Here is a 25,593-nt window from a genome sequence, read left to right as displayed (position 1 = left end):
TCGGTGGTGAGGCCGGGTGACGGCCTCGGGATGGAGCCCGGCGGAGCTCGGGGCTAGCGGATGCCGCCCAGCGAGTTCAGGGAGTTGCCGGGGATCTCCTGCAGGACTTCGGCGTCCGTCCCGCTGTCGTCGATCTCTTCGAGGTCGATGACCGTGTCGGCGGCGGGAGCCTTGATCGTGACCTTGCTGCCCCAGCCCGTGAAACGGGTGTCGACGACGGACGTGGTCTTACCGAGCAGGCCGAAGTCCAGCGAGTATTCGCTGCGGACCCGGGTGACCAGGCCCTTGGAGTTCAGGTCCAGCGTGTAGCCGATGCTGACCTTGCTGAGCTCCTTGTGGACCTTCTCCCCGTAGATCCTGCCCAGGGCGCCGAAGGCGATGGAGCCGCGGTACGTGCCCCCCTTGGAGCTCTTGGCCTGCGAGACGAGCGCCTTCAGCACCTCGGGGTCGAAGACGTCGAGCGGCTGGCTGCCCGAGCGCGGGTCGCCCGCCATCGCGTACCGGACCCACTTCTTGCCCTCGGGCAGTTTCTCGCTGAACAGCCCGCCCTCGGCATAAGTGCTGTCACCCACGGTGATGACCCGCGGCGGCGCCGGTAGTTTGTCGGATTCGCCGCCCACCACCCGAGTACGCACATCCGCGGCGACAACTCCAGTTTTGCCGAACCCATAGACGCCCGTCGTAGTCGTGGTGCCATTGGGCTTTCCGCCCAGCAGACTACGAGCGGTCTCCGAGATCCGCACCCCGTGCCCGGCCACGAACTGCTTGCGCAGCGCTTTGACCGGATCGGCGGACGCGGCCTGCGCCGGCACGGCGGTCAGGAGGGCGGCCGAAGCCGCCAGCGCCACGCCCGCGAGAATTCGCTTCATGGATTTCCTTCTACATTAAGGGCAAGGAAGGGTAAGCCTGCCGATTGGAGATCACGACCGTATATCGACCAGTGGGGCTAGTGATGCCAAATCTGTGCATTTTTCGTGCAGTGGCGTGGTAGAGAAGTGAGATCAGCGTCACAGAGTGGGAGAACCACGACCCGATGACCTGGGTTGGTCAAGCTTCGGGCTAGGCTTCACTGGCGGAAACGCCCGGCACGCAGGGGGTTGCCCGGGCCGTCGTACACCAGTCGGAAAGCATGGAGCGAACCCGACAGAACGAGCGGAGCGGAAGGCCGACGAGCGCGGCAGTCCACGACGCGAGTGACGAGGGCGAGCGACCAAGGAAAGAGGACGGACCCTCGTGGACCTGTTCGAACATCAGGCGAAGGAGCTCTTCGCTGACTACGGCATCCCGGTGCCGCGCGGCATCGTCGCCCACACCGTGGAGGAGGTGCGGTCGGCCGCCACCGAGCTGACCGGCCGCGTTGTCGTCAAGGCCCAGGTCAAGACCGGTGGTCGAGGCAAGGCCGGTGGCGTGAAGGTGGCCGACGACGCCGCCGACGCCGTCGCGAAGGCCGAGGCCATCCTGGGCATGGACATCAAGGGCCACACGGTGCACAAAGTGCTCGTGGAGGAGGCCAGCGCGATCGCGGAGGAATACTACTTCTCCTTCCTGCTCGACCGCGCCAACCGTACGTTCCTCGCGATCTGCTCCGCCGCCGGCGGCATGGACATCGAAGAGGTCGCCCACACCGCGCCCGAGAAGGTGGCCAAGGTCCCGGTCTCGGCGCTGACGGGTGTCGACCGCGCCACGGCCCGCGAGATCGCGGCGGCCGGCGGCCTGCCGGAGAAGTCGCTCGACGGCGCGGCCGAGCTCATCGAGAAGCTCTGGTGCTGCTTCGTCGACGAGGACGCCACGCTCGTCGAGGTCAACCCCATGATCCTGTCGGCTGACGGCCAGGTGAAGGCCCTCGACGGCAAGGTCACGCTCGACGACAACGCCTCCTTCCGCCAGGCCGACCACGAGGCGCTCGCCGACAAGTCGGCCGAGGACCCGCTGGAGGCCGCGGCCAAGGAGAAGGACCTCAACTACGTCAAGCTCGACGGCAACGTCGGCATCATCGGCAACGGCGCCGGCCTGGTCATGTCCACCCTCGACGTGGTGGCCTACGCCGGCGAGGCGTTCCCCGGCAAGCCGTCCTCCGCGAACTTCCTGGACATCGGCGGCGGCGCGTCCGCCGAGGTCATGGCGGCGGGTCTGGAGATCATCCTGTCCGACCCGAGCGTCAAGTCCATCTTCGTGAACGTCTTCGGCGGCATCACCGCCTGCGACGCCGTCGCCAACGGCATCGTGTCGGCGTTCAAGTTGCTGGAGGGCCGGGGCGAGGCCGTTCGCCACCCGCTGGTGGTCCGCCTCGACGGCAACAACGCCCTGCTCGGGCGGCAGATTTTGGCCGACGCCGCGCTTCCGCGGGTCGAGCTGGTGGACACGATGGACGACGCGGCCAAGCGGGCCGCCGAGCTCGCTGCGGCAGGTGTGTGACTCATGGCTATCTGGCTGACCGAGAACAGCAAGATCATCGTTCAGGGCATGACCGGTGGTGAGGGCACCAAGCACACCCGCCGCATGCTGGCCTCCGGCGCCCGCGTCGTCGGCGGCGTCAACGCCCGCAAGGCGAACACCACGCACGAGGGCCTGCCCGTGTTCGGGACGGTGAAGGAGGCCATCGAGCAGACCGGCGCGGACGTGTCGGTCGTGTTCGTGCCGCCGGCGTTCACCAAGGACGCGGTCAAGGAGGCCATCGACGCCGAGATCCCGCTCTGCGTCGTGATCACCGAGGGCGTGCCGGTGCACGACTCCACCGAGTTCTGGGCGTATGCGGTGGAGAAGGGCAACAAGACCCGCATCATCGGGCCGAACTGCCCCGGCATCGCCTCTCCCGGCGCCTCCAACGCCGGCATCATCCCCGCCGACATCACCACCGCCGGCCGCATCGGCCTGGTCTCCAAGTCGGGCACGCTCACCTACCAGCTGATGTATGAGCTGCGTGACTTCGGCTTCTCGACCGCCGTGGGCATCGGTGGCGACCCCGTCATCGGCACCACGCACATCGACGCGCTCAAGGCGTTCCAGGAGGACCCGGGCACCGACGCGATCGTGATGATCGGTGAGATCGGCGGCGACGCCGAGGAGCGGGCCGCCGCCTACATCGAGCAGCACGTCACCAAGCCGGTCGTGGCCTACGTGGCGGGGTTCACCGCGCCCGAGGGCAAGACGATGGGGCACGCGGGTGCCATCGTGTCGGGCTCCGCGGGGACCGCCCAGGCCAAGAAGGAGGCCCTGGAGAAGGTCGGCGTCCGCGTCGGCAAGACCCCCTCCGAGACGGCCCAGCTCATGCGCGAAATCATGCAGTCCCGCTGACCCGTTCTGAAACCCCCGCGTGTCTCTCCGCGCGGGGGTTTTTCCTTTTTTCCTCTCGTACGCTGCGCCGGGGTCTCCCCACCCGCCGACCCTAGCTGGGCTCTGTCCAGGGAGACGCCGGCTGAACCGGTCAGCGGTACTTCGCCGTTACGCCGCCCTGTGGGCCGCGTCCGTGGTGAACTCGTAGACCCATGTCCCGCCGGATGCGGCGGTCACCCCGTGTTCCGAAGAGACAGCGAGATTCATAAAGTGCGGGGCGGCGGCGCGTCAACCAAGCGCTGGTCGGGAAAGCTTGAGAAAATCGCCTACTGTGACGGCGATTCTCGACCAGTTGCGTACTGCCCCCCGGTCTGTGCTCGGCAAGCTGCCCGGGGGTTCGAGCGACGACGACGAGTCGAGACGGCCGCTGCCCGTGTCGGGCATGCTCGCCGCCGCTCTCACCCTGGGCGTCGGCTTGGCCGCGCTCACCACACTGACGCTGGTCGGCTGGATCGCCGCGCCGCGTGGCACGCTGGGCACGGGGCTGCCGGGCGTGTTCCGTACGGCGGCGCAGCTCTGGCTGGCCGCGCACCACGCCGGGTTCGCCATTCCGGGCGGGCGGGTCGGGCTGCTGCCGCTGGGGCTGACGATCCTGCCCGCCGTGCTGCTCTACCGGGCCGGGCGATGGATGGCGCGCGACGCCGACCTGCGGCTCCGGCTGCCTGCCCGGTTGCCGAAGAACAGCCCCAAGGAGCAGGCCCAGGCCCGGCGCCGGGCGCAGCTCATCCTGGTGGGGCAGGCCGGGGTCTCGCTGGCGGCCCCGTACGCGATGCTGGCGGGGCTGATCGCGATCGTCGCGAGCAACGAGATCACGCAGCCGTTCATCGGCGAGGCGCTGCTCAGCCACTTCGTGCTGGCGTTCCTGGCGGGCGCGCTGGCCACGGCGCGCACGATCGGGCCATGGCGGGCGATGCTGCGGCTGCTGCCCGAGCGGGTGCGCGCCCTCACCGTGGGTACGGCCGTCGCCACGGCGGTGCTGCTCGTGGCCGGGCTGGTGCTCGTGCTGATCGCCGTCGTGCTGAACTTCGGGCAGGTCAAGGAGCTGTCGGAGGTGCTCGCGCCCGGGTTCGTGGGCGGGGTGCTGCTGTTGCTGCTGCAACTGCTCTACCTGCTGAACGCCGTCATCTGGGCCTTCTCCTACATCGCCGGACCCGGGTTCGCCGTCGGTGCGGACACCCTGGTCGCGCCCACCGGCGTGCAGTTGGGCACGGTGCCGAGCCTGCCGCTGCTGGGGGCGCTGCCGGAGAGCGGGCCGGTGCCGGTGTGGATGATGGCGGTGATCGCGGTGCCGTTCGCCGCCGGGGCGGTGGCCGGGGTGATGGTCGCCAGGATCTCGCCGTCGCCGTCGTATGAGGCCGCGCCGTTGTGGGGGTTCCTCACCGGGGTCGCGGCCGGGCTGGCGGCGGGGGTGCTGGCGGCGTTGTCCGGCGGGCCCATCGGCGGCGGGCGGCTGGCGGCGGTCGGGCCGTCGCCCTGGGAGGTGGCACTGTCGGTGGCGCTGGAGGTGGGGGTCGCCGCGGGCATCTCCGCCGGCGTGACCAACCTGCTGCTGCTCAACAAACGAGCCCGTACGCCGCTGGACAAGGCGGCCGCCCCCGTGCGCAAGGCGGGAGCCGCGCTCGCGAAGGCGGCGAGCAGGGTGGGGCTGGCCGAGTCGGACCCGCGCCCGCTGCCCGGCCACTGGATGGACGCCACCGAGGCCGACACCCAGGAGATCCCGGTCATCAGGGACGACTGGCAGGACGAGCACGCCTCGGCGGAGGCGGAGACGCTGGCCCAGGCCCGCCCCCGCCCGCCCCGCCCCGAACCGGCCCGGCCACCCCGCAAGGACATCGTGGACGAGTCGGACGACCGCGGCGGGCACGTGATCTACGTGGATCCCTACGCCTGGGACCGCGACTGACCAGTCCTCGATCCCGCCCTCGACGCGCGCGCCCCGGACGGGAGCGAGGGGGTCACGACTGCATGGTGCCTAGCATGTCGAGGACGTCGGCGGGAAGCTTGCGCTGGGCCGCGTCGCGGAACTGGACGAAGCACTCGCCCTGCGACGACACCGTGCCCGCGCCCTTCAAGCACTCCTGATATGCGGTGTATTCGTCCATCAGGTAGAGCTGCATCCCGGCGGCCATGGTGGACAGCACCAGCGCGACCGAGGAAATGGTGATGCCCCCGGCCGCCACTCCTGTGGGCCTGCCCTCGGCTTTCAGCAGTGGCAGCGCCCGGATCCCGGCCATCAGCGCGAACAGCGCCATGACCAGGCCGGCGAGCGGCAACATGAACGTCATGGCCAGCGCTGCGATGGACAACCAGATCGCTCGGCGACCCGCTGAGTCCGCGGGCTGCTGACCTGCCGGTGCCTTCACCGGTGTGGACACCTGACCTCCTCTGCGTCGGCGGACGAGGAACGGATACGCTGACACCCCCACCCTTGTTTCCTCTTTGGAGAGTGCGCGTGTCAAAGGCTGGGCGACTCGTCGTCCTCGTCTCCGGCTCTGGAACCAACCTACAGGCCCTGCTGGACGCTTCCACCGACCCGTCGTACGGGGCCCGCGTGGTAGCCGTCGGCGCCGACCGGGAGGGGATCGAGGGGCTGGCCAGGGCGACGAAGGCTCAAATTCCGACATTTGTCGAGAAACTGCGTGATTATGGGACACGCGCTGAGTGGGATGCCGCCATCGCGGCCCGGATCGCGGCGTACGAGCCGGACCTGGTCGTGTCGGCGGGTTTCATGAAGATTCTGGGTGCGCCCACGCTGGACGCCTTCCCGGTGCTCAACACCCATCCGGCGCTGCTGCCGTCGTTCCCCGGCGCGCACGGCGTCCGTGACGCGCTGGCCCACGGGGTCAAGGTGACCGGCTGCACCGTGATGCTGGCCGACTCGGGGGTGGACACCGGGCCGATCATCGCGCAGGAGGCGGTGCCCGTGCTGCCGGACGACGACGAGGCCGTCCTGCACGAGCGCATCAAGACCGTCGAGCGCCGCCTGCTCGTCGACATCGTCGGCCGGATGGTCCGCGAGGGCTGGACGGTCACCGGACGCATCGTCCACCTCGGCACCGGACCTATCGTCCGCACCGGCAACCAATCAGGAGGGGAATCCACGTGACTCGCATCGCCATCCGGCGCGCGCTGATCGCCGTTTACGACAAATCCGGCCTGGAGGAGCTGGCCCGGGCCCTCGACGGCGCGGGGGTGGAGATCGTCTCGACCGGCGGCACCGCGGCCGCGATCTCCTCGTACGGGATCCCGGTGACGAAGGTCGAGCAGCTCACCGGGTTCCCCGAGTGCCTGGACGGGCGGGTCAAGACGCTGCACCCGCGCGTGCACGCGGGCCTGCTGGCCGACATCACCAAGCCGCACCACGTGGCCCAGCTGGAGGAGCTGGAGATCGACCCGTTCCAGCTCGTGGTGGTCAACCTCTATCCGTTCCAGGAGACGGTGGCCTCCGGCGCGTCCGACGAGGAGTGCGTCGAGCAGATCGACATCGGCGGGCCCGCCATGATCCGGGGCGCCGCGAAGAACCACAACACCTGCGCCGTCGTGGTCGATCCCGCCTTCTACGGCGACGTGCTCGACGCGGTGGCCGCGGGCGGCTTCACGCTCGCCGAGCGGCGGCGGCTGGCCGGGGTCGCGTATGCCCACACGGCCTCGTACGACGTGGCCGTGGCGAACTGGTTCGCGAGCCGGTACGGGAACGAGGAGGAGTTGCCCGAGTTCACCGGCACCGCCTACCAGCGCAAGGCCACCCTGCGCTACGGCGAGAATCCGCACCAGCGCGCCGCCCTCTACACCGGCGCCCCGGGCGGCCTGGCCAACGCCGAGCAGTTGCACGGCAAGGAGATGTCCTACAACAACTACCTCGACTCCGACGCCGCCTGGCGGGCCGCCTGGGACTTCGCCGACCCCTGCGTGGCCATCATCAAGCACCAGAACCCGTGCGGCATCGCGATCGGCGCCGACGTGGCCGAGGCGCACCGCAAGGCGCACGCCTGCGACCCCGTCTCGGCCTACGGTGGCGTGATCGCGGTCAACCGCACGGTGACGGTGGAGCTGGCCAGGCAGATCGCGGACGTGTTCACGGAGGTCGTGGTGGCCCCGGACTACGACGCGGAGGCGCTGGAGGTGCTGCGGGCCAAGAAGAGCCTGCGCCTGCTGCGCTGCCCGGAGCGGCCGGCGCAGCCGACGGAGTTCCGCAAGATCGACGGCGGTCTGCTGGTGCAGTCGGTGGACCGCGTGGACGCGCCCGGCGACGATCCCGCGCAGTGGGAGCTCAAGACCGGTACGCCCGCCTCGCCGGAGCTGCTGGCCGATCTGGAGTTCGCCTGGCGGGCCTGCCGCTCGGTGAAGTCCAACGCCATCCTGCTGGCCGCGGGCGGGGCCACCGTGGGCGTGGGCATGGGCCAGGTGAACCGGGTGGACTCCTGCCGCCTGGCGGTCACCAGGGCGGGCGAGCGGGCGACCGGCTCGGTGGCGGCCTCAGACGCGTTCTTCCCGTTCCCCGACGGGCCGCAGGTGCTCATCGAGGCCGGGGTGCGCGCGATCGTCGAGCCCGGCGGCTCCATCCGTGACCAGGAGGTCATCGAGGCGGCGGAGAAGGCGGGCATCACCCTCTACTTCACCGGCACCCGCCACTTCTTCCACTGATCACCACTCATCACCGCTGATCGTTCACCGATCACCGGCCGACTCATCCGGCGATAAGCCGCAAAGGGCGACATTTACGATCATGTCGCCCTTTGCGGTTTTTGGCGGTGAGCATCCGTCGAGTCCGGTTACTCTGAAAACTCCCCTTCGCCTTTGCCCCCGGAGTGCCCCTTGCTCGACGCGATCCTGCGCGCCTTCGTGACCATGAACGGCCTCGCCACCAGCCCCTTCGTCCTCCTGGCGCTCGCCTTCTGCGGTGCCTACCTCGGCATCCGCATCGTGGAGGTCGTCCCGTTCACCCGTCGCATCATCGAGCGCCGCGAGGCCCAGGCCGCCACCGAACGCGACTGAGGGCCCCGGCCGAGCACCCCCTGCTCACGCCTTCGCGGTCAACGCCGCGTTGAGCGTGCCGTAGTCCAGGCCGTCCGCGAGCAGTTCGTACGTGCCGCCGGCCAGCAGTTCGGCGGCCGCCCGCGCGGCGATGGCGTACGCGGACTGGGCGATCGCGCTGCCCACGCTGACCCTGGCCACCCCGGCCGCCGCCAGCTCGGACACGGGCGGCGCACCGGGCCCGGCCATCACGTTCAGCGGCAGTGGCCCGCCCGCCAGGCGGGCGATGCCGTCCAGGTCGAGCAGGCCGGGGACGAACAGCCCGTCCGCGCCCGCGTCGGCGTAGACCCGCGCCCGCTCCTCGACGTCGGCGAGCCGGTCACCGGGGACGCCGGACAGGTACACGTCGGTGCGGGCGTTGATGAACAGGTCCACCCCGGCGGCCGTGGCCGCCTCCCGCGCCGCCGCGATGCGCCGGGCCTGGTCGCCAGGTGACAGCAGGGGCGCGCCGTCCGGCCCGGGGGAGTCCTCCAGGTTGACGCCCACCGCGCCCGCCTCGATCACCGCCCGTACGGTGGCGGCGACGTCGCCGTACCCGCCCTCGATGTCGGCGGTGACGGGTACGCCGACGGCCGCCACGATGCCGGCGACCGCGGCGATCATCCGCTCCTTGCTGAGCCCGTGGCCGTCCGGGGCGCCGTTCGCCCAGGAGACTCCGGCGCTCGTCGTCGCGATCGCCCGGGCTCCCGCGGCCTCGACCAGGGCGGCGGAGGCGGCGTCCCAGGCGTTGGGCAGCACGAGCACCGGGCCTTGGTGCAGGGCGCGGAACAACGTCGTTCGATCGGTCATGGTGAGGTCCCTTCGCGGTGCGGGGTGTCGCGGGTCAGAGGTGTGCGTGTCGCGGGTCATTGGGCAACGGGTCGCGGTTGGCCGGGTCCCGGTAGACCCGGGAGGACAGCGTCCGGTCCTCCCGCGCCGGACCCTTCGGCGCGAACTCCTGGACGACGCTCCCGGCCGCCGCGACCAGGTGGTTGCGTGTTCGCCGAGACCAGAGGATGGCCCGCGCGGCACCGGCGTGTCTGGCCATATTCGGACATCACCAACGGGATAGGCCGCCGCCCATCGTGTCCGAATATGGCCGGTGGACGGGCCGCGGGTGGCGTAGACGTAGGACATGACCACGTATTCCGCTGTTGTGACCACCGGCATCTACTGCCGTCCGGGGTGCGGGGCCAGGCCGCTGCTCAGGAACACGCGTACGTATGAGCATCCGGCCGCCGCCGAGGCCGCCGGGTTCCGGGCGTGCCTGCGCTGCCGTCCGTACCGGGTGGCGGCGCCGATCGCGGCCGACGCGCCCGAGCTGGTGTGCCGGACCTGGCAGCTCATCATCGACGGGGCGTTGGACGGCGGCACCGAGGCGGCACTGGCCGAGCGGGTGGGCCTGTCGCCGCGGCACCTGCGCCGGCTGTTCCTGCGGCATCTCGGGGCCACGCCCGACCAGCTGGCCCGGTCGCGGCGGGCCCACTTCGCGCGGCGGCTGCTGGACGACACCGACCTGACGGTCCTGGACGTGGCGTTCGCGTCCGGGTTCGGGAGCCTGCGGCAGTTCAACCGGGTCATGCGGGAGATCTTCCGCGCCTCGCCGAGCGACCTGCGCGACCGGCGGCACCGCTCCGACCGGCCGGCCGCCGACGGCGGGCTGGTGCTGCGGGTGCCGTGTGTGCCCGGATACGACTGGGGGGCCGTACGAGGTCTGCTCGCGGCGCGGGCGGTGCCCGGGGTGGAGGAAGTGGACGGGGACGTCTATCGGCGCACGATCACGGTGGACGGCGCTCCGGGGGTGCTGGAGGTGGCACCGGGCCAGGACGGGTCCCTGCTGGTGCGGGCGCATCTGCCGTACTGGGAGGGGTTGATCCACGTGGTGGGGCAGGCCGGGCGGATGCTCGGCGCCGACACCGACCACGCCGCCGGGGTGGCCGCGCTGTCCGGTGATCCCGTACTGGGGCCGCTGGTGCGCAAACGGCCCGGCCTGGCGGTGCCGGGGGCGTGGAATGCCCTGGAAGCCGGGGTCCGGGCGGTCGTGGGGCGCGGTGCCGAGGAGCACGGGCGGGCAACAGCGCTGATGGGGGCGCTGGTGGCCAAGCTGGGTGCGTACGTGCCCGGCCTGCCCGGCGGCCTCACCCACACCTTCCCCGAGCCCGCGGCCCTGACGCCGGCCGCCCTCCGCGCGACGGGGCTGGGGGAGGGCGAGGCGGAGGTCCTCGGGGCGCTGGCGGCCGACGCCGGACGCGGGCACCCCGCTCTCGGCCACGGCACGAGCCGGGACGCGCTCGCCGCCCTGCCCTATGCCGGCCACGACCTGCGACAGGAGCTGGCCTTCCGGCTGGGGCACCGGGAGGCGTTCCCCGCCGGCGACCCGGAAGTCCGCGCCGCGCTCGCCGGCCTCGGGCTCGACCCCACCGCCCCGGACCGGTGGCGCCCCTGGCAGGCCCTGGCGGCGGCCCACCTCATGGCGCACGGCGGCACCCTGTGACGCTTTCCGCCAGGGGCGAGCACCCCGCCTCCGACCGTGGTAGCGACGGGAGGGGGTGCGGAAGCCCACGTCAGGCATGGAAGGATTGCGAGCATGAGCGCATTGAAACTCGATGGCAAGGCCACCGCCGCCAAGATCAAGGCAGATCTCAAGACGCGGGTGGCCGCGCTCAAGGAACGCGGCGTCACTCCCGGCCTCGGCACCGTGCTCGTCGGCGACGACCCCGGCAGTCAGATCTACGTCGCGGGCAAGCACCGCGACTGCGCCGAGGTGGGCATCGCCTCCATCCGCGTCGACCTCCCGGCGACCGCCGGCCAGGCCGACGTCGAGGCGGCCATCGACGAGCTCAACGTCTCCCCGGCCTGCACCGGCTACATCGTCCAGTTGCCCCTGCCCAAGCACCTCGACACGATGGCCCTGCTTGAGCGCATCGACCCGGCCAAGGACGCCGACGGCCTGCACCCGGTCAACCTGGGCCGCCTCGTCCACATGGTCGACGCGCCGCTCCCGTGCACCCCGCACGGCATCGTGCTGCTCCTGCAGGAATACGGCGTGCCGATCAAGGGCGCGGACGTGGTCGTGGTCGGGCGCGGCATCACCGTGGGCCGCTCGCTCGGCCTGCTGCTGACCCGCCGCAGCGAAAACGCGACCGTGACCCTCTGCCACACCGGCACCCAGGACCTGGCCGCCCACGTGCGCCGCGCGGACATCGTGGTGGCGGCGGCCGGCGTGCCCGAGCTGATCACGCGCGACATGGTCAAGCCCGGCGCGGCCGTGCTCGACGTGGGGGTCTCCCGGGTAAACGGCAAGATCGTCGGTGACGTGGCGCTGGACGTGGCGGAGGTCGCCGGGTTCGTCGCTCCCAACCCGGGCGGCGTCGGCCCCATGACCCGGGCCCTGCTGCTGTCCAACGTCGTCGAAGCCGCCGAGCTCCAGCACGGCCTCCGCTGAGCCCCGGCGTTCCGCCACGGTCCCGTTCGGGCGGGAGTCCCTGAGCCTCCCGCCTTCCCGAGCGGGCATGAAGGAAGGTGTGGCGGGACGTTCAGGGCACACCGCGACCTTCTTCATCCCCGGGCACACCATGGACACCTATCCCGTCGAGCTGCCGGTGTCGTGGTCGCTCGACGACTACCCGCAGTTCGAATACCTGCGGACGGACATCGGGACCCTGCCGGGGCTGCGCGGTCCGGCGAGCGTGTTCGGCAACTTCCTGGACGACATCGACTACATGCTGCGCGACGTGCCTCGCGGACGGCGCTAGAACGGGTACGCGGCGATGTCCCCCTGCATGGTGATCCACTGTGTCTCGGTGAAGGCGTCGACGTTCGCGCCGGTCCCGCCGAACCGCGTGCCCGTCCCCGAGGCGCCCATCCCGCCGAACGGCGCCACGGCCTCGTCGTCCACGGTCTGGTCATTGATGTGCACGATGCCCGTCGGCACCAGGTCCGCCAGCGCCATCCCCTTCATGACGTCACGGGTCAGGACGCCGAGCGACAGGCCGTACTCGGAGTCCGCGGCCAGCGCCGCCGCCTCTTCCAGCGTGGAGAACGTCGTCACCGGCGCCACCGGCCCGAACACCTCCTCCGCGTACGCGGGCGCGGCCACCGGCACCTCCGCCAGCACGGTCGGCCGGTAGAACAGCCCCTCGTACGTGCCGCCCGTCGCCAGCCTGGCCCCGGCCGACACGCTCTCGGTGACCAGCCGGTGCACCCGGTCGCGCTGCCGGGCGTCGATGAGCGGGCCGAGCGCGACCTGCCCGGTGGCCGGGTCGCCGACCGGCAGCCCGGCGGCCTTGGCGGCCAGGCGCTCCACGTACTCCTCCGCGACGGCCTCGTGCACGAGGTGACGGCCGGTGGTCATGCAGATCTGCCCCTGGTGGAAGAACGACGCCCACGCGCCCGCCGCCGCGGCCGGTCCGAGCTCGGCGTCGTCGAACACGACCAGCGCCGAGTTCCCGCCCAGCTCCAGGTGCACCCGCTTGAGCAGGCGTGCCCCGGCCTCGCCGACCTTGCGCCCGGCGGCGGTGGAGCCGGTGAAGGAGATCACCGGGATGTTCGGGTCGGCGACCAGGGCCTGGCCCGTGTCCGGGCCGCCGGGCACCACGTGCAGCAGGCCGCTCGGCAGCCCGGCCTCCTCGAAGACCCGGGCGATCGAGAACCCGCCGCAGACGGCGGTGCGCTGGTCCGGTTTGAACACGACCGCGTTCCCCAGCGCCAGTGCCGGGGCCACCGACCTGATGCCGAGGATCAGCGGGAAGTTGAACGGCGCGATCACCCCGACCACCCCGGCGGGCACCCGGCGGGCGAAGCTGAGGCGCCTGCGGGAGGTCGGCAGCACCTCGCCGAGCGGCTGCGAGGCCAGCGCCGCCGCCTCGTAGCACTCCTGCGCCGCCACATGCGTCTCGAACGCGGCCTTGCCCGGCACGCCCCCGGACTCGCGGACGATCCAGTCCTGGATCTCCTGCGCGTGCTCCTCGAACAGCCGCCCCGCCCGCCGCAGCAGCGCCGCCCGCTCCTCGTACGGGGTCGCCGCCCACGCCCGCTGCTCCTGCCGCGCCCGTACGGCGGCGGCCGCCACGTCGTCGGCCCCGGCGACGCCCGCCTGGCCGAGCTCGTTGCCGGTGGCGGGCTCGACCACCGGCGCGCTCCCGGCCCGCGCGGCCGTCCAGCCGCCGTCGAAGATCGAGCCCGTCCAGATCTTGGGGTCAAGGAACGTCATGGGTGCCTCCTCAGGGCTGGTAATCCGGATCCACGGTCACGGTCACCTCAAGCAACAGGGGTTCCTCGCGGGCGGCGAGCGTGGGCAGCACGTCGTCGAGCGCCGCCGTCAGCTCCTCGTACGAGTCCACCCGCCGGGCCGGGCACCCCAGCGACCTGGCCAGGCCACCCATGTCCACCTCGGTGAACGGCGGCCAGGGCGCCTTCGTGCCCTGCTGCTCGGCCAGCCGATCCAAGATCGCGTAGCGGCCGTTGGCCAGCACGACGAACAGCGCGCCCACCCGGTAGTGCGCGGCGCTCCAGAGGGCCTGCACCCCGTAGAGCGCCGCCCCGTCGCCCACGACGGCCACCACGGGCCGGCCGGGGAGCGCCATCCGCAGGCCGACCGCGGCGGGCACGGCGAACCCCAGCCCGCCCATGGCCGCCGCCACGAAGCCCAGCGGGGTCCTGGCGGGCACGAGCCGGTGCAGGTCGGGGCGGGAGGACGGGGTCTCCTCGACGAGCACGATGTCGTGGGGCAGGCGCGCGGCCAGCTCGTGCAGCACGTGGGCGGCGCGCAACGGCCGTCCCTCGGCGGGCGCAGCCGGAACCCCGGAAGGTCGCGCGGGGGTGGCGGCTTCGGGGCGCTCCGGGACCAGGGCCGCCAGCCGGGCGCAGACCGCCGAGGGCGCCGCGAGGTAGGCCAGGTCGGCGGGGCTCCGATGCGCCTCGGCCGGGTCGTCGGTGACCAGCGCGACCGACGTCCCGGGCGGGACGAGGGGTCCGGGCGCGTACGCGTACTGGCGGAAGACGGGAGCGCCGACCGCGAGCACGACATCATGGCCGGCCAGCGCCGCCCGCAGCCGCGTCCGGTCGGCGGGCAGCACGCCCGCGTACAGGGGATGGTCCTGGGGGAACCCGGCCCGGGACCCGAACGGCTCCTGGAACACCGGGCAACCGAGCCGCTCGGCCAGCGCGACCAGGGAGTCCCAGTCCGCTCCCGCGCCCGCCACGATCGCCGCCGAGCGCGCCCCGGCCAGCAGCTCCACCAGCGGCCGCAGCTCGGAGTCGGTCACCGCGACCGGCCGCAGCACCCGTACGGGCGCGGCCAGGACCTCGCCCTCGAAGGGCGCCTCCCAGTCGTCCATCGGCACCACCACCAGCGCCGGCCCCCGGAACGTGGTCGCCTCGTGGCAGGCCCGCGCCAGGGCGCCCGGCACGTCCTGGGCCCGCTCGGGCCGGCCGACCCACACCGGGTAGTCCCCGGCCAGCCCGCTCAGCCGCCCGGCCAGGAACGGCTCCAGCGCCAGGTGCCGCCGGTCCTGCTGCCCGACCAGGATCACGAGCGGCACCCGGTTCGAGCGGGCGGTGGCGATGGCGGCGACGGCGTTGCCCAGCCCGGCGGTGGTGTGCAGCACGGCCAGCGCGGGGGCCTCGTGGCCGATCGCCCACCCGGTGGCCATGCCCACCACGGACCCCTCGTGCAGCGCCAGCACGAACCGCAGGTCGTCCGGCAGCCGGGTCAGCAGCGACACCTCGGTGGAGCCGGGATTGCCGAAGATCGTGGTGAGTCCGTGCCGCCGCATGACCTCGAACGCGGCATCCCTGACCGTCGTCACCGTGCTCTCCTTACCGTGTGAACGGTCGTGTTCATCGAGTCCCCCGTGCCCGCTGGATCTGCCGGTAGACGTGCCCGCGCAGCTCCCCGAACCGGGGCAGCGACCGCGTCGCCACCTGGTCGCGCTCGGCGGGCAGGTCGATCTTCAGGTCCTCCATGACCGTGGTGGGCGAGGAGGACAGCACGATGACCCGCTGCCCCAGGTAGACGGCCTCGTCGATGTCGTGGGTGACGAACAGCGTGGTCACCCCGAGGTCCCGCCACAACCGCAGGATCAGGTCCTCCAGGTCGGCCCTGGTCTGCGCGTCCACGGCGGCGAACGGCTCGTCCATGAGCAGCACCTGCGGCTCGTACGCCACCGCCCGCGCGATGGCCACCCGCTGCTGCATGCCCCCGGAGAGCTGCCAGGGATGGGCCTCGGCCGCCTCGATGAGCCCGACGGCGGTCAGCGACTCCCCGACCAGCTCGCGCCGCCGCCCGGCGGGCAGCCGCTTCTCCTTCAGCGGCAGCTCGACGTTCTCCCGCACGGTCATCCACGGGAACAGGCTGCGGCCGTATTCCTGGAAGACCACGGCCATGTTCGGCGGCGGCCCGGTGACGGGCACGCCGGCCACCCGCACCTCGCCCGCGCTCGCCGGCAGCAGCCCGGCGATGCAGCGCAACAGGGTGGTCTTGCCGCACCCGGACGGCCCCACCACGCACACCAGCTCCCCGGAGCCGACGCCGAAGGTGATCGAGCCGATCGCCTCCACCCGGCGCCCCCGGCTCTCGTAGACCTTGCCCAACGAGGAGATCTCAAGCACGCTCGGCTCCACTGCCGTAGTACCAGGACAACACCCGCCGCTCGACGCCGCGGAAGAGGACCGACAGGGCCAGTCCGAGCAGGCCCAGCAGCAGGATGCCGCTCCACATCTCGGCGATCTGGAACTGCCGCTGGAACAGCACGATCGTGAACCCCAGCCCGCTGGAGCTGGCGAACATCTCGCTGATGACCATGAGGATGATCCCGATCGACAGCGCCTGCCGCAGCCCGGCCATGATCTGCGGGCTGGCCCCGCGCAGCACGAACCGCCGCATCCTGGAGGCCCCGCGCACGCCGTACATGCGGCAGGTGTCGGACAGCACCTCGTCCAGGGCCCGTACGCCCTCGACGGTGTTCAGCAGGATCGGCCACACGCAGCCGGAGACGATGACCAGTACCTTCATCGGGGTGTCGATCCCGGCCAGCAGCATGATCAACGGCACCAGTACGGGCGGCGGGATGGCCCTGAAGAACTCCAGCACCGGCTCCAGCGTGGCCCGCAGCCGCCGGGACAGCCCGATCAGCACCCCCAGGCCCACGCCCAGCAGCCCCGCCAGCACATAGCCGGCCAGCAGCCGGCCCACGCTCGGCAGCACGTCCAGGACCAGCCGCTCGGAGAACCACGTCTCGGCGAAGGCCCGCCCGACCCGGTCCGGGCTCGGCAGGTAGAACGAGCTGCCGCTGACCGCCCACCAGGCCAGCACCAGCAGCACCGGCAGGGCCAGCAACCTGACGACTCTCACGCGGCCACCTCCGAACGCACGGCCGGATGCCAGGCCAGCACCCTGCGCTCCAGCAGCCGTACGGCCGCGTTGACCCCGATGCCGACCAGCCCGGCCAGCACGATCAGCGCGTACACGGCGGGTACGGCCCCGCTGCTCTGCGCCACCTGGATCTCGGCGCCCAGCCCCGGGCTGCCGATCACCAGCTCGGCCGTCACCGCCAGGATGAACGCCACCGCCGCCGCCAGCCTGAGCCCGGTCATGACGTACGGCAGCGCGGTCGGCCACACCAGATGCCTGACCCGTGACCAGGCGGACAGCCCGTAGGACCTGGCGGTGTCGAAGGCCACGGAGTCCACGGCCGCGACCCCGTACAGGACCTGGATGAGTACCTGCCAGAACGAGGCGTACACCACGAGCATCAGGGTCGAGCCGAGCGACGGCCCGAACAGCAGGGTCGCGAGCGGCACCAGCGCGACCGACGGGATGGGGCGCAGGAACTCGACGGTGGAGCTGGTCAGCCCGCGCAGGCCCGGCACGATCCCGATGACCACTCCGAGCACCACCGCCGCCCAGAACGCCAGCGCCAGCCCCAGCGCCCAGCCGCGCATGGTCTCGCCCAGCGCGATCCACAACTCAGGGGTGACCAGCTGCCCGGCCAGCGTGCCCAGGATCTCCGAGGCCGGCGGCAGGAAGCGCGCGTCGACCAGGCCCAGCCGGGGCACGGCCTCCATCAGCACCAGCAGCCCGCCGAGCCCGGCCAGCCCGTACCCGAGCCTTCCCAGGGAACCGGTACGGGTCACGGCACCAGCGCCGCGACGTCGGCCTTCTGGGTGAGGATCCCGTCGGCCAGCGCCAGGTCGGCCACGGTCTGCACGGACGCCCTGTTCACCTGGACCGGCCACTTCGGCAGGTGGATCTTCGCGATCACCTCGGGCGCGATCTTGGTGTACGTCTTCAGCACCTCCCTGACCTCGTCGGGATGCGTGTCGGCGTATTCCAGCGACTTGTTCATCGCCGCCGCGAACCGCTTGGTCAGGTCGGCGTCGGTCCGGCCGGTGGTGAAGTACATGGCGACGGTCAGGCCGGGGGCGGCGTCGGCGTAGTTCCAGGCCACGGGGCGGGCCCCCTGGCTGATCGCCTGGCTGACGAACGGCTCGACCACCCAGATGGCGTCCACCCGGTCGGTCTGCAGCGCGGCAGGCGCGTCGGGGAAGGCCAGCTCCACGAACTCGATGCCGCTCGGGTCACCGCCGGCGTTGCGTACGGAGGCGCGTACGGTCGTGTCGCCGATGTTCTTGAGCTGGTTGACCGAGATCTTCTTGCCCGCCAGGTCCTTGGCGGTCCTGATCGGGCTGTCGGGCTTGACCAGCACCGCGCTGAAGTCCTTGCCCTGCTCGCCGGTCGAGGAGACGCCGTTGGCCACCACCTTCACGTCCAGACCCTGCTGCCTGGCGGTCAGCAACGAGGTGGTGTTGGCGAAGGCGAACTGGAACTGCCCGCTCACCGCACCCGAGATGCTGGCCGCGCCGCCCTGGACGGGGGTGATGGTGAGGTCGATGTTCTGCTCGCCGAAGAAGCCCTTGGCCTTGCCCAGATGGATCGGGGCGGTGTCGACGATCGCGATCACCCCGGCGTTGACCTTGGTCCTGCCCTGGGCCTGCCCGGGTGCCGGCGACTGGGTGCCGCCGCCGCAGGCCGTCACGAGTAAGGCGCCTAGAAGAATGAGAGCACGACGCACGACTGCTCCTAGTTGTTCGCTCTGCGCACATGTATTCTCTGGCCGAACAACCCCGTATCGCGCAAACTACGCTATTGCCGTCTTCTGTCAAGGGGATCTTGATGGTCGATCATGTGCAGTCGCTGGCCCGCGGGCTCGCGGTGATCCGGGCGTTCAGCGCCGAGGAGCCTGAGCTGACGCTCAGTCAGGTGGCCCGTGCGACGGGGCTCAGCAGGGCGGCGGCCAGGCGCTTCCTGATCACGCTCGCCGACCTCGGCTACGTGCGCAGCGACGGGCGGCTGTTCGCGCTCACGCCGCGGGTGCTGGAGCTCGGGTACGCCTACCTGTCCAGCCTGTCGCTGCCCGAGGTGGCGGACCCGCACCTGGAACGGCTGGCGGCCGAGGTGCGCGAGTCAGCCTCGGTCGCGGTGCTGGACGGGGAGGACGTCGTCTACGTGGCCCGGGTGGCGACGGCCCGGATCATGCGGGTGACGATCAACATCGGGACCCGCTTCCCGGCCTACTGCACGTCAATGGGCCGGGTGCTGCTGGCCGCCCTGCCCCAGGACGCGCTGGAGGCGTACCTGGAGCGGGCCGGCCTGCGGCGGCTCACCTCCCACACCATCGTCCTGCCCGCCGCGCTGCGGGCGGAGCTGGAAAGGGTGCGCCACCTCGGATGGGCGATGGTGGACCAGGAGCTGGAGGAGGGCCTGCGCTCGATCGCCGCGCCGATCCGCGACCGCGCGGGCCGTACGGTGGCGGCCGTCAACGTCTCGACCCACGCCAGCCGCACCACCCTCCAGGCCGCCCGCCGCGACCTGCTCCCCGCGCTCCTCGCCACCGCCGCCAAGATCGAAGCCGACCTCGCCTCCCTCTCCACCGCCCGCGGCTGACCCACCCGCTCCACCGCGCGCCTGACCCACCTGCCCTTCCCTTGCGAAGGACCGCGACCACCTACGGCGGAATCCGGTGTCAGCGGCGGCTATACCGCTCAGTGGCGTCCCGCGTCGCCCGGATGGCCGCGTCCGCCCGCTCATACGTCCGCTGCGCCAACCCCACGAAGATGCAGTCCACGATCAGCAACTGGCTGATCCGGCTGGCCAGCGCCCCCGGCCGGAAGGCCGTCTCCCGCCCCGCCGACACCAGCGTGTGATCGGCCAGCTCGGCCAGCGAGGACCGCGGATTGTTCGTGATCCCCACGACCAGTGCCCCCGCCTCCGCCGCAGTCCGGGCCGGGACCAGCACGTCCGGCGTCTCCCCGCTGCAGCTGATCGCCACCGCCACGTCCCCGTCCCGGAGCAGCGCGGCGCTGGTCAGGGCCAGGTGGGCGTCGCTGAACGGATGGCTGGACAGCCCGATCCGCAGCAGCTTCTGCGACATGTCCGCCGCCACCAGCCCCGAGGCCGCCACCCCGTACACGTCCACCCGCCGCGCCACCGAGATGGCCTTCACCACGTCGCCCAGCCGGTCGGGATCGAGCTGCGCCGCCGTGTCGGCCAGCGCCTCCGACTCGGCCCGCGCCACCTTGGCGATCACGTCGGTCAGCGGGTCGTCGGGCGCGAGGTCCCCGGGCACCAGGCGTTCCGGCTCCTTGGCCACGGCCGCGGCCAGCGCGAAGCGCATCTGCGAGTATCCGGTGAAGCCGAGCGCCCTGGCGGCCCGTACGATCGTCGCCTCGCTCGTCCCCGCCACCGCGCTGAACTCGGTGATCGTGCTGCGCACCACCACGCCGGGATCGTCGAGGATGATGCGGGCGATGGACTGCGCCGCCGGGGTGAGCGAGGGCAGCACGGCGCGTACGGCGGCGACGGGACTGGCCGGCTCGTTCGTCACCGGGTCAGCCATTCGGCCGCCGCCCGCGCGGACACCCGGGAGATCCCGTGGGTGGCCACGTGCGCCGCACCGGACGGCTCGTCCGGGATGCCGGTGTCGACCACGATGACGTCAGGCCGGCGGGCCACCGCCCCGGCCACGGCTTCGCGCACCCACGCGTGCCGGGCGGCGTCGTGCACCACCAGCACCACGGGCCGCTCGCCGGCGAGCTCCGGCAGCTCGCCGTCCGGCTCCATCCGAACCCTGGCGGTGCCCGGGAGCAGCGCGGTCAGGGCAGCCGTGACGCCGGTCGGCGTGGCGGGGTCCACGGCCTGGCTCAGACGGGTGTTGACCTCGATCACGAGCGGCGCCCGGCCGCCGAGCGCGGCGGTGCCGGTCGCGGTCAGCGCCGCCCTGGCCACCGCCAGGCCCACGCCCTCGTCGAGGTCGGCGCGGGCCTTGTCACGCAGCGCGGACTGGCCGGCGTACCAGCTGGACAGCTCGCGCACCCGCGTGGCCGCCTCCGCCAGCCGCTCCTCGGGCAGGACCCCGGCGCGGACCGCCGTCACGATCGCGTCGCGCATCTCGCGCAGGCCGTCCTCGCTGGTCAGCCCCACGCAGACGGCGTCCACGCCCGCGTTGAGCGCCCGCACCACGATCTCGCCGGGGGCGAACATGGCGGCCACCGCCCGCATCTCGATCGCGTCGGTGACGAGCATCCCGTCGAAGCCGAGTTCGCCCCTCAGGAGCTCGGTCATGGCGGTACGGCTCAGCGTCGCCGGCAGCTCCGGATCGAGCGCGGGGATGAGCAGGTGGCCGGACATGACGGCACGCACCCCGGCGTCGATCGCGGCCCTGAACGGCGGCAGGTCACGCTCGAAGAGCACCTCGCGGGAGGCGTGTACGGTCGGGAGCGCCAGATGGGAGTCGGTGACCGTGTCGCCGTGGCCGGGAAAGTGCTTGGCGCAGGCGGCCACGCCCGCCCCCTGCACCCCGTCCACGAAGGCGACGGTGTGCCGGGCGACCAGGCCGGGATCCGGGCCGAACGAGCGCACGCCGATCACGGGGTTGGCCGGGTTGGAGTTCACGTCGGCGGAGGGGGCGTAGTCCAGCGTGATGTCCAGCTCGCCGAGCATCCGGCCGATCTGGCGGCCGACCCGGCGGGTGAGCTCGACGTCGTCCACCACGCCCAGTGCCCGGTTGCCGGGGAAGGAACTGCCCGCCTCGACCTCCAGCCGGGTGACGGACCCGCCCTCCTCGTCGATCGCGATCACCGCGCCCGGGTGCTCGGCCCGGACAGACCGTACGAGTCGCTCGTCGATGGCGTTGCGGGCGAACAGGACGACACCGCCGAGGCCCTCGCCGAGAGCCCTGCGCATCCAGTCGGGGACGGACGTACCGTCGAAGCCGGGATGCAGGACGGTTGTCGCCAGTCTGTCCAGGTCACTGGTCATTCGGCAGTTTCCTTCACGGTTGTTGATATGAAGGTAATTTTCTGTCATCGTCGCCCTCGACACAACTGCTTTCGAGAGGCCACCCCCCATGCCCAGCAGAAGGACTCTCCTGAAGGGTCTCGCCCTCGCCGCCGCCACCACCGCGGTCCCGCTGCCCGCCTACGCCGCCGACGCCGGCGACGACGCCCCGCCGCTGCACCAGATGCGGGGCATGTGGATCGCCTCCGTGGCCAACATCAACTGGCCGTCGAGGCCCGGGTTGTCCGCCGACCAGCAGAAGGCCGAATATCTCGCCTGGCTGGACCTGGCCGTGCAGCGCCGGCTCAACTCGGTGTTCGTGCAGATCAGGCCGACGGCGGACGCGTTCTGGCCGTCGCCGTTCGAGCCCTGGTCACAGTATCTGACCGGCACCCAGGGGCAGGATCCCGGGTACGACCCGCTCGGGTTCGCCGTGTCGGAGGCGCACAGGCGGGGGCTGGCCTTCCACGGGTGGTTCAACCCGTACCGGGTCTCGATGCAGGGCGACCCGGCCCAGCTGCACCCCGACCACCCGGGACGCCGGCATCCTGACTGGATCGTGCCGTTCGGCGGGAAGCTCTACTACAACCCCGGCCTGCCGGAGGTGCGGAAGTTCTGCCAGGACGCGATGATGGACGCGGTCACCCGCTACGACATCGACGGCCTGCACTTCGACGACTACTTCTACCCGGTCAACACCACGGCCTTCGACGACAGCGCCGCGTTCGCCCGGTACGGGGCGGGCTTCCCCGACCTGGCCGCCTGGCGGCGGAACAACGTCGACCTCATGGTGCGGGAGATGCAGCAGCGCGTGCGCGCGGCCAAGCCGGACATCGCCTGGGGCATCAGCCCGTCGGGCATCTGGCGCAACAAGGGCACCGACCCGCTCGGCTCCGACACCAACGGCGGGCAGTCGTACGACAACCTGCACGCCGACACCCGCGGCTGGGTCAAGCAGGGCTGGCTGGACTACATCGCGCCGCAGCTCTACTGGTACATCGGTCAGCCGCCGGCCGACTACTCCAAGCTGGTCCCGTGGTGGTCCGACGTGGCCAGCGGCACGAAGACGCTGCTGTGGATCGGGCAGGCCGCGTACAAGGCGGGCGATCCCGCGCAGGCGGCCGAGTGGCAGGTCCCGGGCGAGCTGTCCAGGCACCTGACCCTCAACCGGAACCACCCCGAGATCGGCGGGGACATCTGGTACAACGCCAACGACGTCAGGGTGGACCGGCTCGGCTCGGTCTCGACCGCGGTCCGCGACCACTACCAGCGGCCCGCGCTGGCGCCCGTGCTGCCCCGGCTGGCCGACGGGGAGCCGCCCCGGCGCCCGGTGCTGGCGTACGCGCTGCGCCGCTCCGGCGGGGTCGAGGTGCGGGCCGTGGCCACCGGCAGGGACGAGCCGTTCCTGTTCGCCATCCACCGGTTCGACGGGCACGCGCCCGCCGGCGCCTTCGCCGACGCCCGCAACCTGGTGGCCGTGGTGCCCGGCGACCGGCAGGTCCGCTGGACGGACCCCGACGGCGGGCGTGGTCACCACTATTACGCGGTGGCGGTGGACCGCGCCAACCGGACCAGCGAGCCCAGCAACGCCTTCCGGGTGATCTGACCGCATCCGGTCGCCGGGCAGGCTGCGCCCGCCCGCGTCGCCGGCCGCTTTCCCGGCCGGTGACGAGCCCGGCGCGCCCAGGTGATGCGTGGACCGCGCTCGTCACGGTGCCGAGTGAGCGCGCCGGTTGATGCGCACTCGCTCGTCACCGTGCCGGGTGCGCACCCCGCTCGTCACCGTGCCCGGGGGCGGGCACGGTGATGAGCACGGTGACGAGCACGGTCAGGTCCAGGCTCTGGACGCTGCCGGAACCCCTCGCCGAAGCCCCGGTCGCGAACTGGTCTCGTGGTGGGCCGCGCTCGGCGGTCCGCCACCCGGCCGCGGTCTCCCGTGCCTACGAAGCCCTACGTCCAGCAGTCGAAGGCTGCTCGGCGGCGGCTCCCGACGACCTCTGTGGCGGCACCACGGGGGTCGGGCGGACCAGGCCGAGCGCGACGACCTCGTTGGCGAGGCGCGTGCGCCGGTTGGTGCCCTCGGGAATCCTGAACTTCTGGTAGAGCCGCAGGAGATGCTGCTTGACCGCGGCCTCCGTCACGACCAGGTCGTCGGCGATCTCGCGTGCCGTCGCCGGGGCGACGAACGCCTCGTCCGACAGCGCCGGCCTGCAGAGCGAGGTCAGCACGTCGACCTCGCGTCTGGTCAGCTCGGGCGCGGCCGCCCTGCGCAGCTCGACCTCGGGGGTGAAGTCCTCACGGGGGACTCCACCGATGCGACCCCGCGCCGCGCCGAACGAGACGACGTCGCCGTCGTCGAGAACCCTCCGGGCGATCGGCCTGCCGTTCACCCGCGTGCCGTTCCTGGACAGCCCCAGGTCGACGACATACAGGTAGGGTCCTCGTCTGACGAACTCGGCATGGAGTCGAGACACGCTGGGATCGGTGAGCCGGATGTCGACACCTCGGCCTCTCCCGACCGTCGTGATCTCGGGGCGCAACGGGACCACCTCACCAGTGTCCTCGATGCGTATGAACGGCCCCTCCACGGCAGTTCCTCCCCAGGTAGCCCGCCGTAACTATTACTACAGCTCCGGCTTACCCAAACGAGGGGATGCGGAATCGCCTTTGCCGAAAGGAGAATCCGGCGTGAAATTGGTCTGGACCTTTGCGGACGGTTTTGCCTGCTCACGGGTAGACTTCGGACGAAGATAAGCGGAGGAAACACTCATGGCGGACAAGCCCACGAAAGGTCTGGCCGATGTCGTCGCGGCGTCCACAGCGCTGAGCGACATTGACGGAAAGGCCGGTCGCCTGTTCTACCGCGGATACGACATCCACGACCTGGCCGGCCGCGCGACGTTCGAAGAGACCGCACACCTGCTCCAGCACGGCAAGCTGCCCACCCGCTCCGAGCTGGACGCCTACGGCGCGGAGCTGGCGCGGGGCAGGGAGCTGGGTGCCCTGGTGTCGGCGAACATCGCGGAAATCGCCGAGAAACAGAAACCCATGGAGGCACTGCGCTCTCTGGTCTCGCTGTCGGCTGCCGACGACCCGGACAAGGACTCCATCGCCCCCGACGCCAACCTGCGCAAGGCCGCCAGGCTGACCGCGCAGCAACCTCTGTTGGTCGCCCGCTACCACGCCGCCAGGACAGGTGGCGAGGTCCCCGCCCCCGATCCCTCACTGAGCATCGCCGCGAACTTCCTGCTGCAGGTCACCGGGCGCACGCCCGACCCCCGCGAGGTCGAGATCTTCGACGAGTGCCTGGTGCTGCACGCCGACCACACCATGAACGCCTCCACCTTCGCCGCCCGGGTCTGCGCCGCGACGCTGTCGGACATGCACTCCGCCATCGTCGCCGCCATCGGCACCCTCAAGGGCCCGCTGCACGGCGGAGCGAACGAGCAGGTCATGAAGACCCTGGAGTCGCTGTCCCCGGGTGGTGTGGCCCAGGCCGTACGCGACAAGCTGGCCGCGGGCGAGAAGATCATGGGCTTCGGCCACCGCGTCTACAAGACGGAGGACCCCCGCGCTACCCACCTGCGCAGGATGTCCGCCGAACTGGGCGAGAGCAGTGGCGATGACGCCTACTATCGGATGTCCAAGGAAATGGAGGAGGTCGTCTTCGAGACGAAGGGCCTCTACCCGAACGTCGACTTCTACGCGGCCTCGGTCTACCACTACCTGGGCATCCCGACCGACCTGTTCACGCCGGTCTTCTCGATCAGCCGCATGTCGGGCTGGACGGCCCACGTCATCGAGCAGCACGCCGACAACCGGCTGATCCGCCCGGACAGCGAGTACATCGGCGAGACCGACCAGAAGTGGAAGCCGATCGACGAGCGATGAGCTCGAGGTTGGAGAGAGTG

25 protein-coding genes are annotated in these 25,593 nt (G+C 71.6%); 12 read left to right on the top strand and 13 right to left on the bottom strand.

The window, feature by feature from the left end:
* Positions 1-53: 53 nt before the first annotated feature.
* Complete coding sequence (locus tag BLS95_RS08690) at positions 54-869, bottom strand: hypothetical protein (RefSeq protein ID WP_143043638.1); 816 nt, start codon at positions 867-869, stop codon at positions 54-56.
* A gap of 364 nt (positions 870-1,233) precedes the next feature.
* Here BLS95_RS08690 and sucC point away from each other — a divergent pair, with 364 nt between their 5' ends.
* From sucC to BLS95_RS08675, 3 genes are all read left to right on the top strand, one after another.
* Complete coding sequence (gene sucC, locus BLS95_RS08685) at positions 1,234-2,415, top strand: ADP-forming succinate--CoA ligase subunit beta (protein ID WP_090930352.1); 1,182 nt, start codon at positions 1,234-1,236, stop codon at positions 2,413-2,415.
* A gap of 3 nt (positions 2,416-2,418) precedes the next feature.
* Positions 2,419-3,294 carry a succinate--CoA ligase subunit alpha gene (gene sucD, locus BLS95_RS08680; protein ID WP_090930351.1) on the top strand — a complete coding sequence of 292 codons (876 nt, stop codon included), beginning with the start codon at positions 2,419-2,421 and terminating at the stop codon, positions 3,292-3,294.
* A 310-nt stretch (positions 3,295-3,604) separates the two neighbouring features.
* Positions 3,605-5,236 (top strand): cell division protein PerM, encoded by a 1,632-nt coding sequence (locus tag BLS95_RS08675; protein ID WP_090930350.1) that lies wholly within the window; start codon positions 3,605-3,607, stop codon positions 5,234-5,236.
* Between the two features lie 52 nt (positions 5,237-5,288).
* Here BLS95_RS08675 and BLS95_RS08670 read toward each other — a convergent pair whose 3' ends face one another.
* A complete protein-coding gene (locus BLS95_RS08670) occupies positions 5,289-5,708 on the bottom strand; it encodes a hypothetical protein (RefSeq protein ID WP_245764927.1) in 420 nt (139 codons plus the stop codon).
* A 77-nt stretch (positions 5,709-5,785) separates the two neighbouring features.
* On the opposite strand from BLS95_RS08670, the gene purN reads away from it, so the two are divergent.
* The 3 genes from purN to BLS95_RS08655 all read left to right on the top strand — a co-directional run bounded on the left by purN (position 5,786) and on the right by BLS95_RS08655 (position 8,328).
* Entirely contained in the window at positions 5,786-6,439 is a 654-nt protein-coding gene (purN, locus tag BLS95_RS08665) for a phosphoribosylglycinamide formyltransferase (RefSeq protein ID WP_218135652.1), read from the top strand.
* Complete coding sequence (gene purH, locus BLS95_RS08660) at positions 6,436-7,977, top strand: bifunctional phosphoribosylaminoimidazolecarboxamide formyltransferase/IMP cyclohydrolase (RefSeq protein ID WP_090930347.1); 1,542 nt, start codon at positions 6,436-6,438, stop codon at positions 7,975-7,977. Before purN ends, purH begins: the two co-directional genes overlap by 4 nt.
* A gap of 171 nt (positions 7,978-8,148) precedes the next feature.
* A complete protein-coding gene (locus BLS95_RS08655) occupies positions 8,149-8,328 on the top strand; it encodes a hypothetical protein (RefSeq protein WP_090930346.1) in 180 nt (59 codons plus the stop codon).
* A 24-nt stretch (positions 8,329-8,352) separates the two neighbouring features.
* Here the strand turns inward: BLS95_RS08655 and BLS95_RS08650 are convergent, their stop codons facing one another.
* Complete coding sequence (locus BLS95_RS08650) at positions 8,353-9,156, bottom strand: isocitrate lyase/PEP mutase family protein (RefSeq protein WP_090930345.1); 804 nt, start codon at positions 9,154-9,156, stop codon at positions 8,353-8,355.
* A 34-nt stretch (positions 9,157-9,190) separates the two neighbouring features.
* Entirely contained in the window at positions 9,191-9,394 is a 204-nt protein-coding gene (locus tag BLS95_RS08645) for a hypothetical protein (protein WP_090930344.1), read from the bottom strand.
* Between the two features lie 87 nt (positions 9,395-9,481).
* Here BLS95_RS08645 and BLS95_RS08640 point away from each other — a divergent pair, with 87 nt between their 5' ends.
* From BLS95_RS08640 to BLS95_RS08630, 3 genes are all read left to right on the top strand, one after another.
* Positions 9,482-10,840, top strand: a complete 1,359-nt coding sequence (locus BLS95_RS08640; protein WP_090930343.1) for a helix-turn-helix domain-containing protein — start codon at positions 9,482-9,484, stop codon at positions 10,838-10,840.
* Between the two features lie 93 nt (positions 10,841-10,933).
* Entirely contained in the window at positions 10,934-11,791 is an 858-nt protein-coding gene (locus BLS95_RS08635; protein ID WP_090930342.1) for a bifunctional methylenetetrahydrofolate dehydrogenase/methenyltetrahydrofolate cyclohydrolase, read from the top strand.
* Between the two features lie 79 nt (positions 11,792-11,870).
* The gene (locus BLS95_RS08630) at positions 11,871-12,101 is read left to right on the top strand and encodes a hypothetical protein (protein WP_090930341.1); all 231 of its coding nucleotides are present in this window, start codon (positions 11,871-11,873) and stop codon (positions 12,099-12,101) included.
* On the opposite strand, the gene BLS95_RS08625 is transcribed toward BLS95_RS08630, so the two are convergent.
* The 6 genes from BLS95_RS08625 to BLS95_RS08600 are packed head-to-tail and all read right to left on the bottom strand — an operon-like array spanning position 12,098 to position 18,419.
* Positions 12,098-13,558, bottom strand: a complete 1,461-nt coding sequence (locus tag BLS95_RS08625; RefSeq protein WP_090930340.1) for a benzaldehyde dehydrogenase — start codon at positions 13,556-13,558, stop codon at positions 12,098-12,100. The two genes, BLS95_RS08630 and BLS95_RS08625, sit on opposite strands and share 4 nt — an antisense overlap.
* Positions 13,559-13,568: 10 nt before the next feature.
* On the bottom strand, positions 13,569-15,155 hold the full coding sequence (locus tag BLS95_RS08620) for a thiamine pyrophosphate-dependent enzyme (protein WP_090930339.1): 1,587 nt from the start codon (positions 15,153-15,155) through the stop codon (positions 13,569-13,571).
* 31 nt (positions 15,156-15,186) lie between these two features.
* A complete protein-coding gene (locus BLS95_RS08615; protein WP_090930509.1) occupies positions 15,187-15,957 on the bottom strand; it encodes an ABC transporter ATP-binding protein in 771 nt (256 codons plus the stop codon).
* A complete protein-coding gene (locus tag BLS95_RS08610; protein WP_090930338.1) occupies positions 15,950-16,699 on the bottom strand; it encodes an ABC transporter permease in 750 nt (249 codons plus the stop codon). Before BLS95_RS08610 ends, BLS95_RS08615 begins: the two co-directional genes overlap by 8 nt.
* Positions 16,696-17,481, bottom strand: a complete 786-nt coding sequence (locus BLS95_RS08605) for an ABC transporter permease (protein WP_245764926.1) — start codon at positions 17,479-17,481, stop codon at positions 16,696-16,698. Before BLS95_RS08605 ends, BLS95_RS08610 begins: the two co-directional genes overlap by 4 nt.
* A complete protein-coding gene (locus BLS95_RS08600; RefSeq protein WP_090930337.1) occupies positions 17,478-18,419 on the bottom strand; it encodes an ABC transporter substrate-binding protein in 942 nt (313 codons plus the stop codon). Before BLS95_RS08600 ends, BLS95_RS08605 begins: the two co-directional genes overlap by 4 nt.
* A 101-nt stretch (positions 18,420-18,520) precedes the next feature.
* Here BLS95_RS08600 and BLS95_RS08595 point away from each other — a divergent pair, with 101 nt between their 5' ends.
* Positions 18,521-19,291: an IclR family transcriptional regulator domain-containing protein gene (locus BLS95_RS08595; protein WP_090930336.1), complete on the top strand. Its 771-nt coding sequence runs from the start codon at positions 18,521-18,523 to the stop codon at positions 19,289-19,291.
* 79 nt (positions 19,292-19,370) lie between these two features.
* Here BLS95_RS08595 and BLS95_RS08590 read toward each other — a convergent pair whose 3' ends face one another.
* Complete coding sequence (locus BLS95_RS08590; RefSeq protein WP_245764925.1) at positions 19,371-20,231, bottom strand: MurR/RpiR family transcriptional regulator; 861 nt, start codon at positions 20,229-20,231, stop codon at positions 19,371-19,373.
* Positions 20,228-21,664, bottom strand: a complete 1,437-nt coding sequence (locus tag BLS95_RS08585) for a glycoside hydrolase family 3 protein (RefSeq protein ID WP_090930334.1) — start codon at positions 21,662-21,664, stop codon at positions 20,228-20,230. The genes BLS95_RS08590 and BLS95_RS08585 overlap by 4 nt, the downstream gene beginning before the upstream one ends.
* Positions 21,665-21,752: 88 nt before the next feature.
* Here BLS95_RS08585 and BLS95_RS08580 point away from each other — a divergent pair, with 88 nt between their 5' ends.
* Positions 21,753-23,288: a glycoside hydrolase family 10-like protein gene (locus tag BLS95_RS08580; RefSeq protein ID WP_176993084.1), complete on the top strand. Its 1,536-nt coding sequence runs from the start codon at positions 21,753-21,755 to the stop codon at positions 23,286-23,288.
* A 334-nt stretch (positions 23,289-23,622) separates the two neighbouring features.
* On the opposite strand, the gene BLS95_RS08575 is transcribed toward BLS95_RS08580, so the two are convergent.
* Positions 23,623-24,270 (bottom strand): FHA domain-containing protein, encoded by a 648-nt coding sequence (locus tag BLS95_RS08575; RefSeq protein ID WP_090930333.1) that lies wholly within the window; start codon positions 24,268-24,270, stop codon positions 23,623-23,625.
* 181 nt (positions 24,271-24,451) lie between these two features.
* Here BLS95_RS08575 and BLS95_RS08570 point away from each other — a divergent pair, with 181 nt between their 5' ends.
* The gene (locus BLS95_RS08570; RefSeq protein ID WP_090930332.1) at positions 24,452-25,573 is read left to right on the top strand and encodes a citrate/2-methylcitrate synthase; all 1,122 of its coding nucleotides are present in this window, start codon (positions 24,452-24,454) and stop codon (positions 25,571-25,573) included.
* Positions 25,574-25,593: the final 20 nt, after the last annotated feature.

The sequence above is a fragment of the Nonomuraea jiangxiensis genome (assembly GCF_900099965.1).
In the GTDB taxonomy this organism is placed as follows: Bacteria; Actinomycetota; Actinomycetes; order Streptosporangiales; family Streptosporangiaceae; genus Nonomuraea; species Nonomuraea jiangxiensis.
Note: the sequence above shows the minus strand (reverse complement) of the source record. Positions and strands in the feature narration are given on the sequence as shown.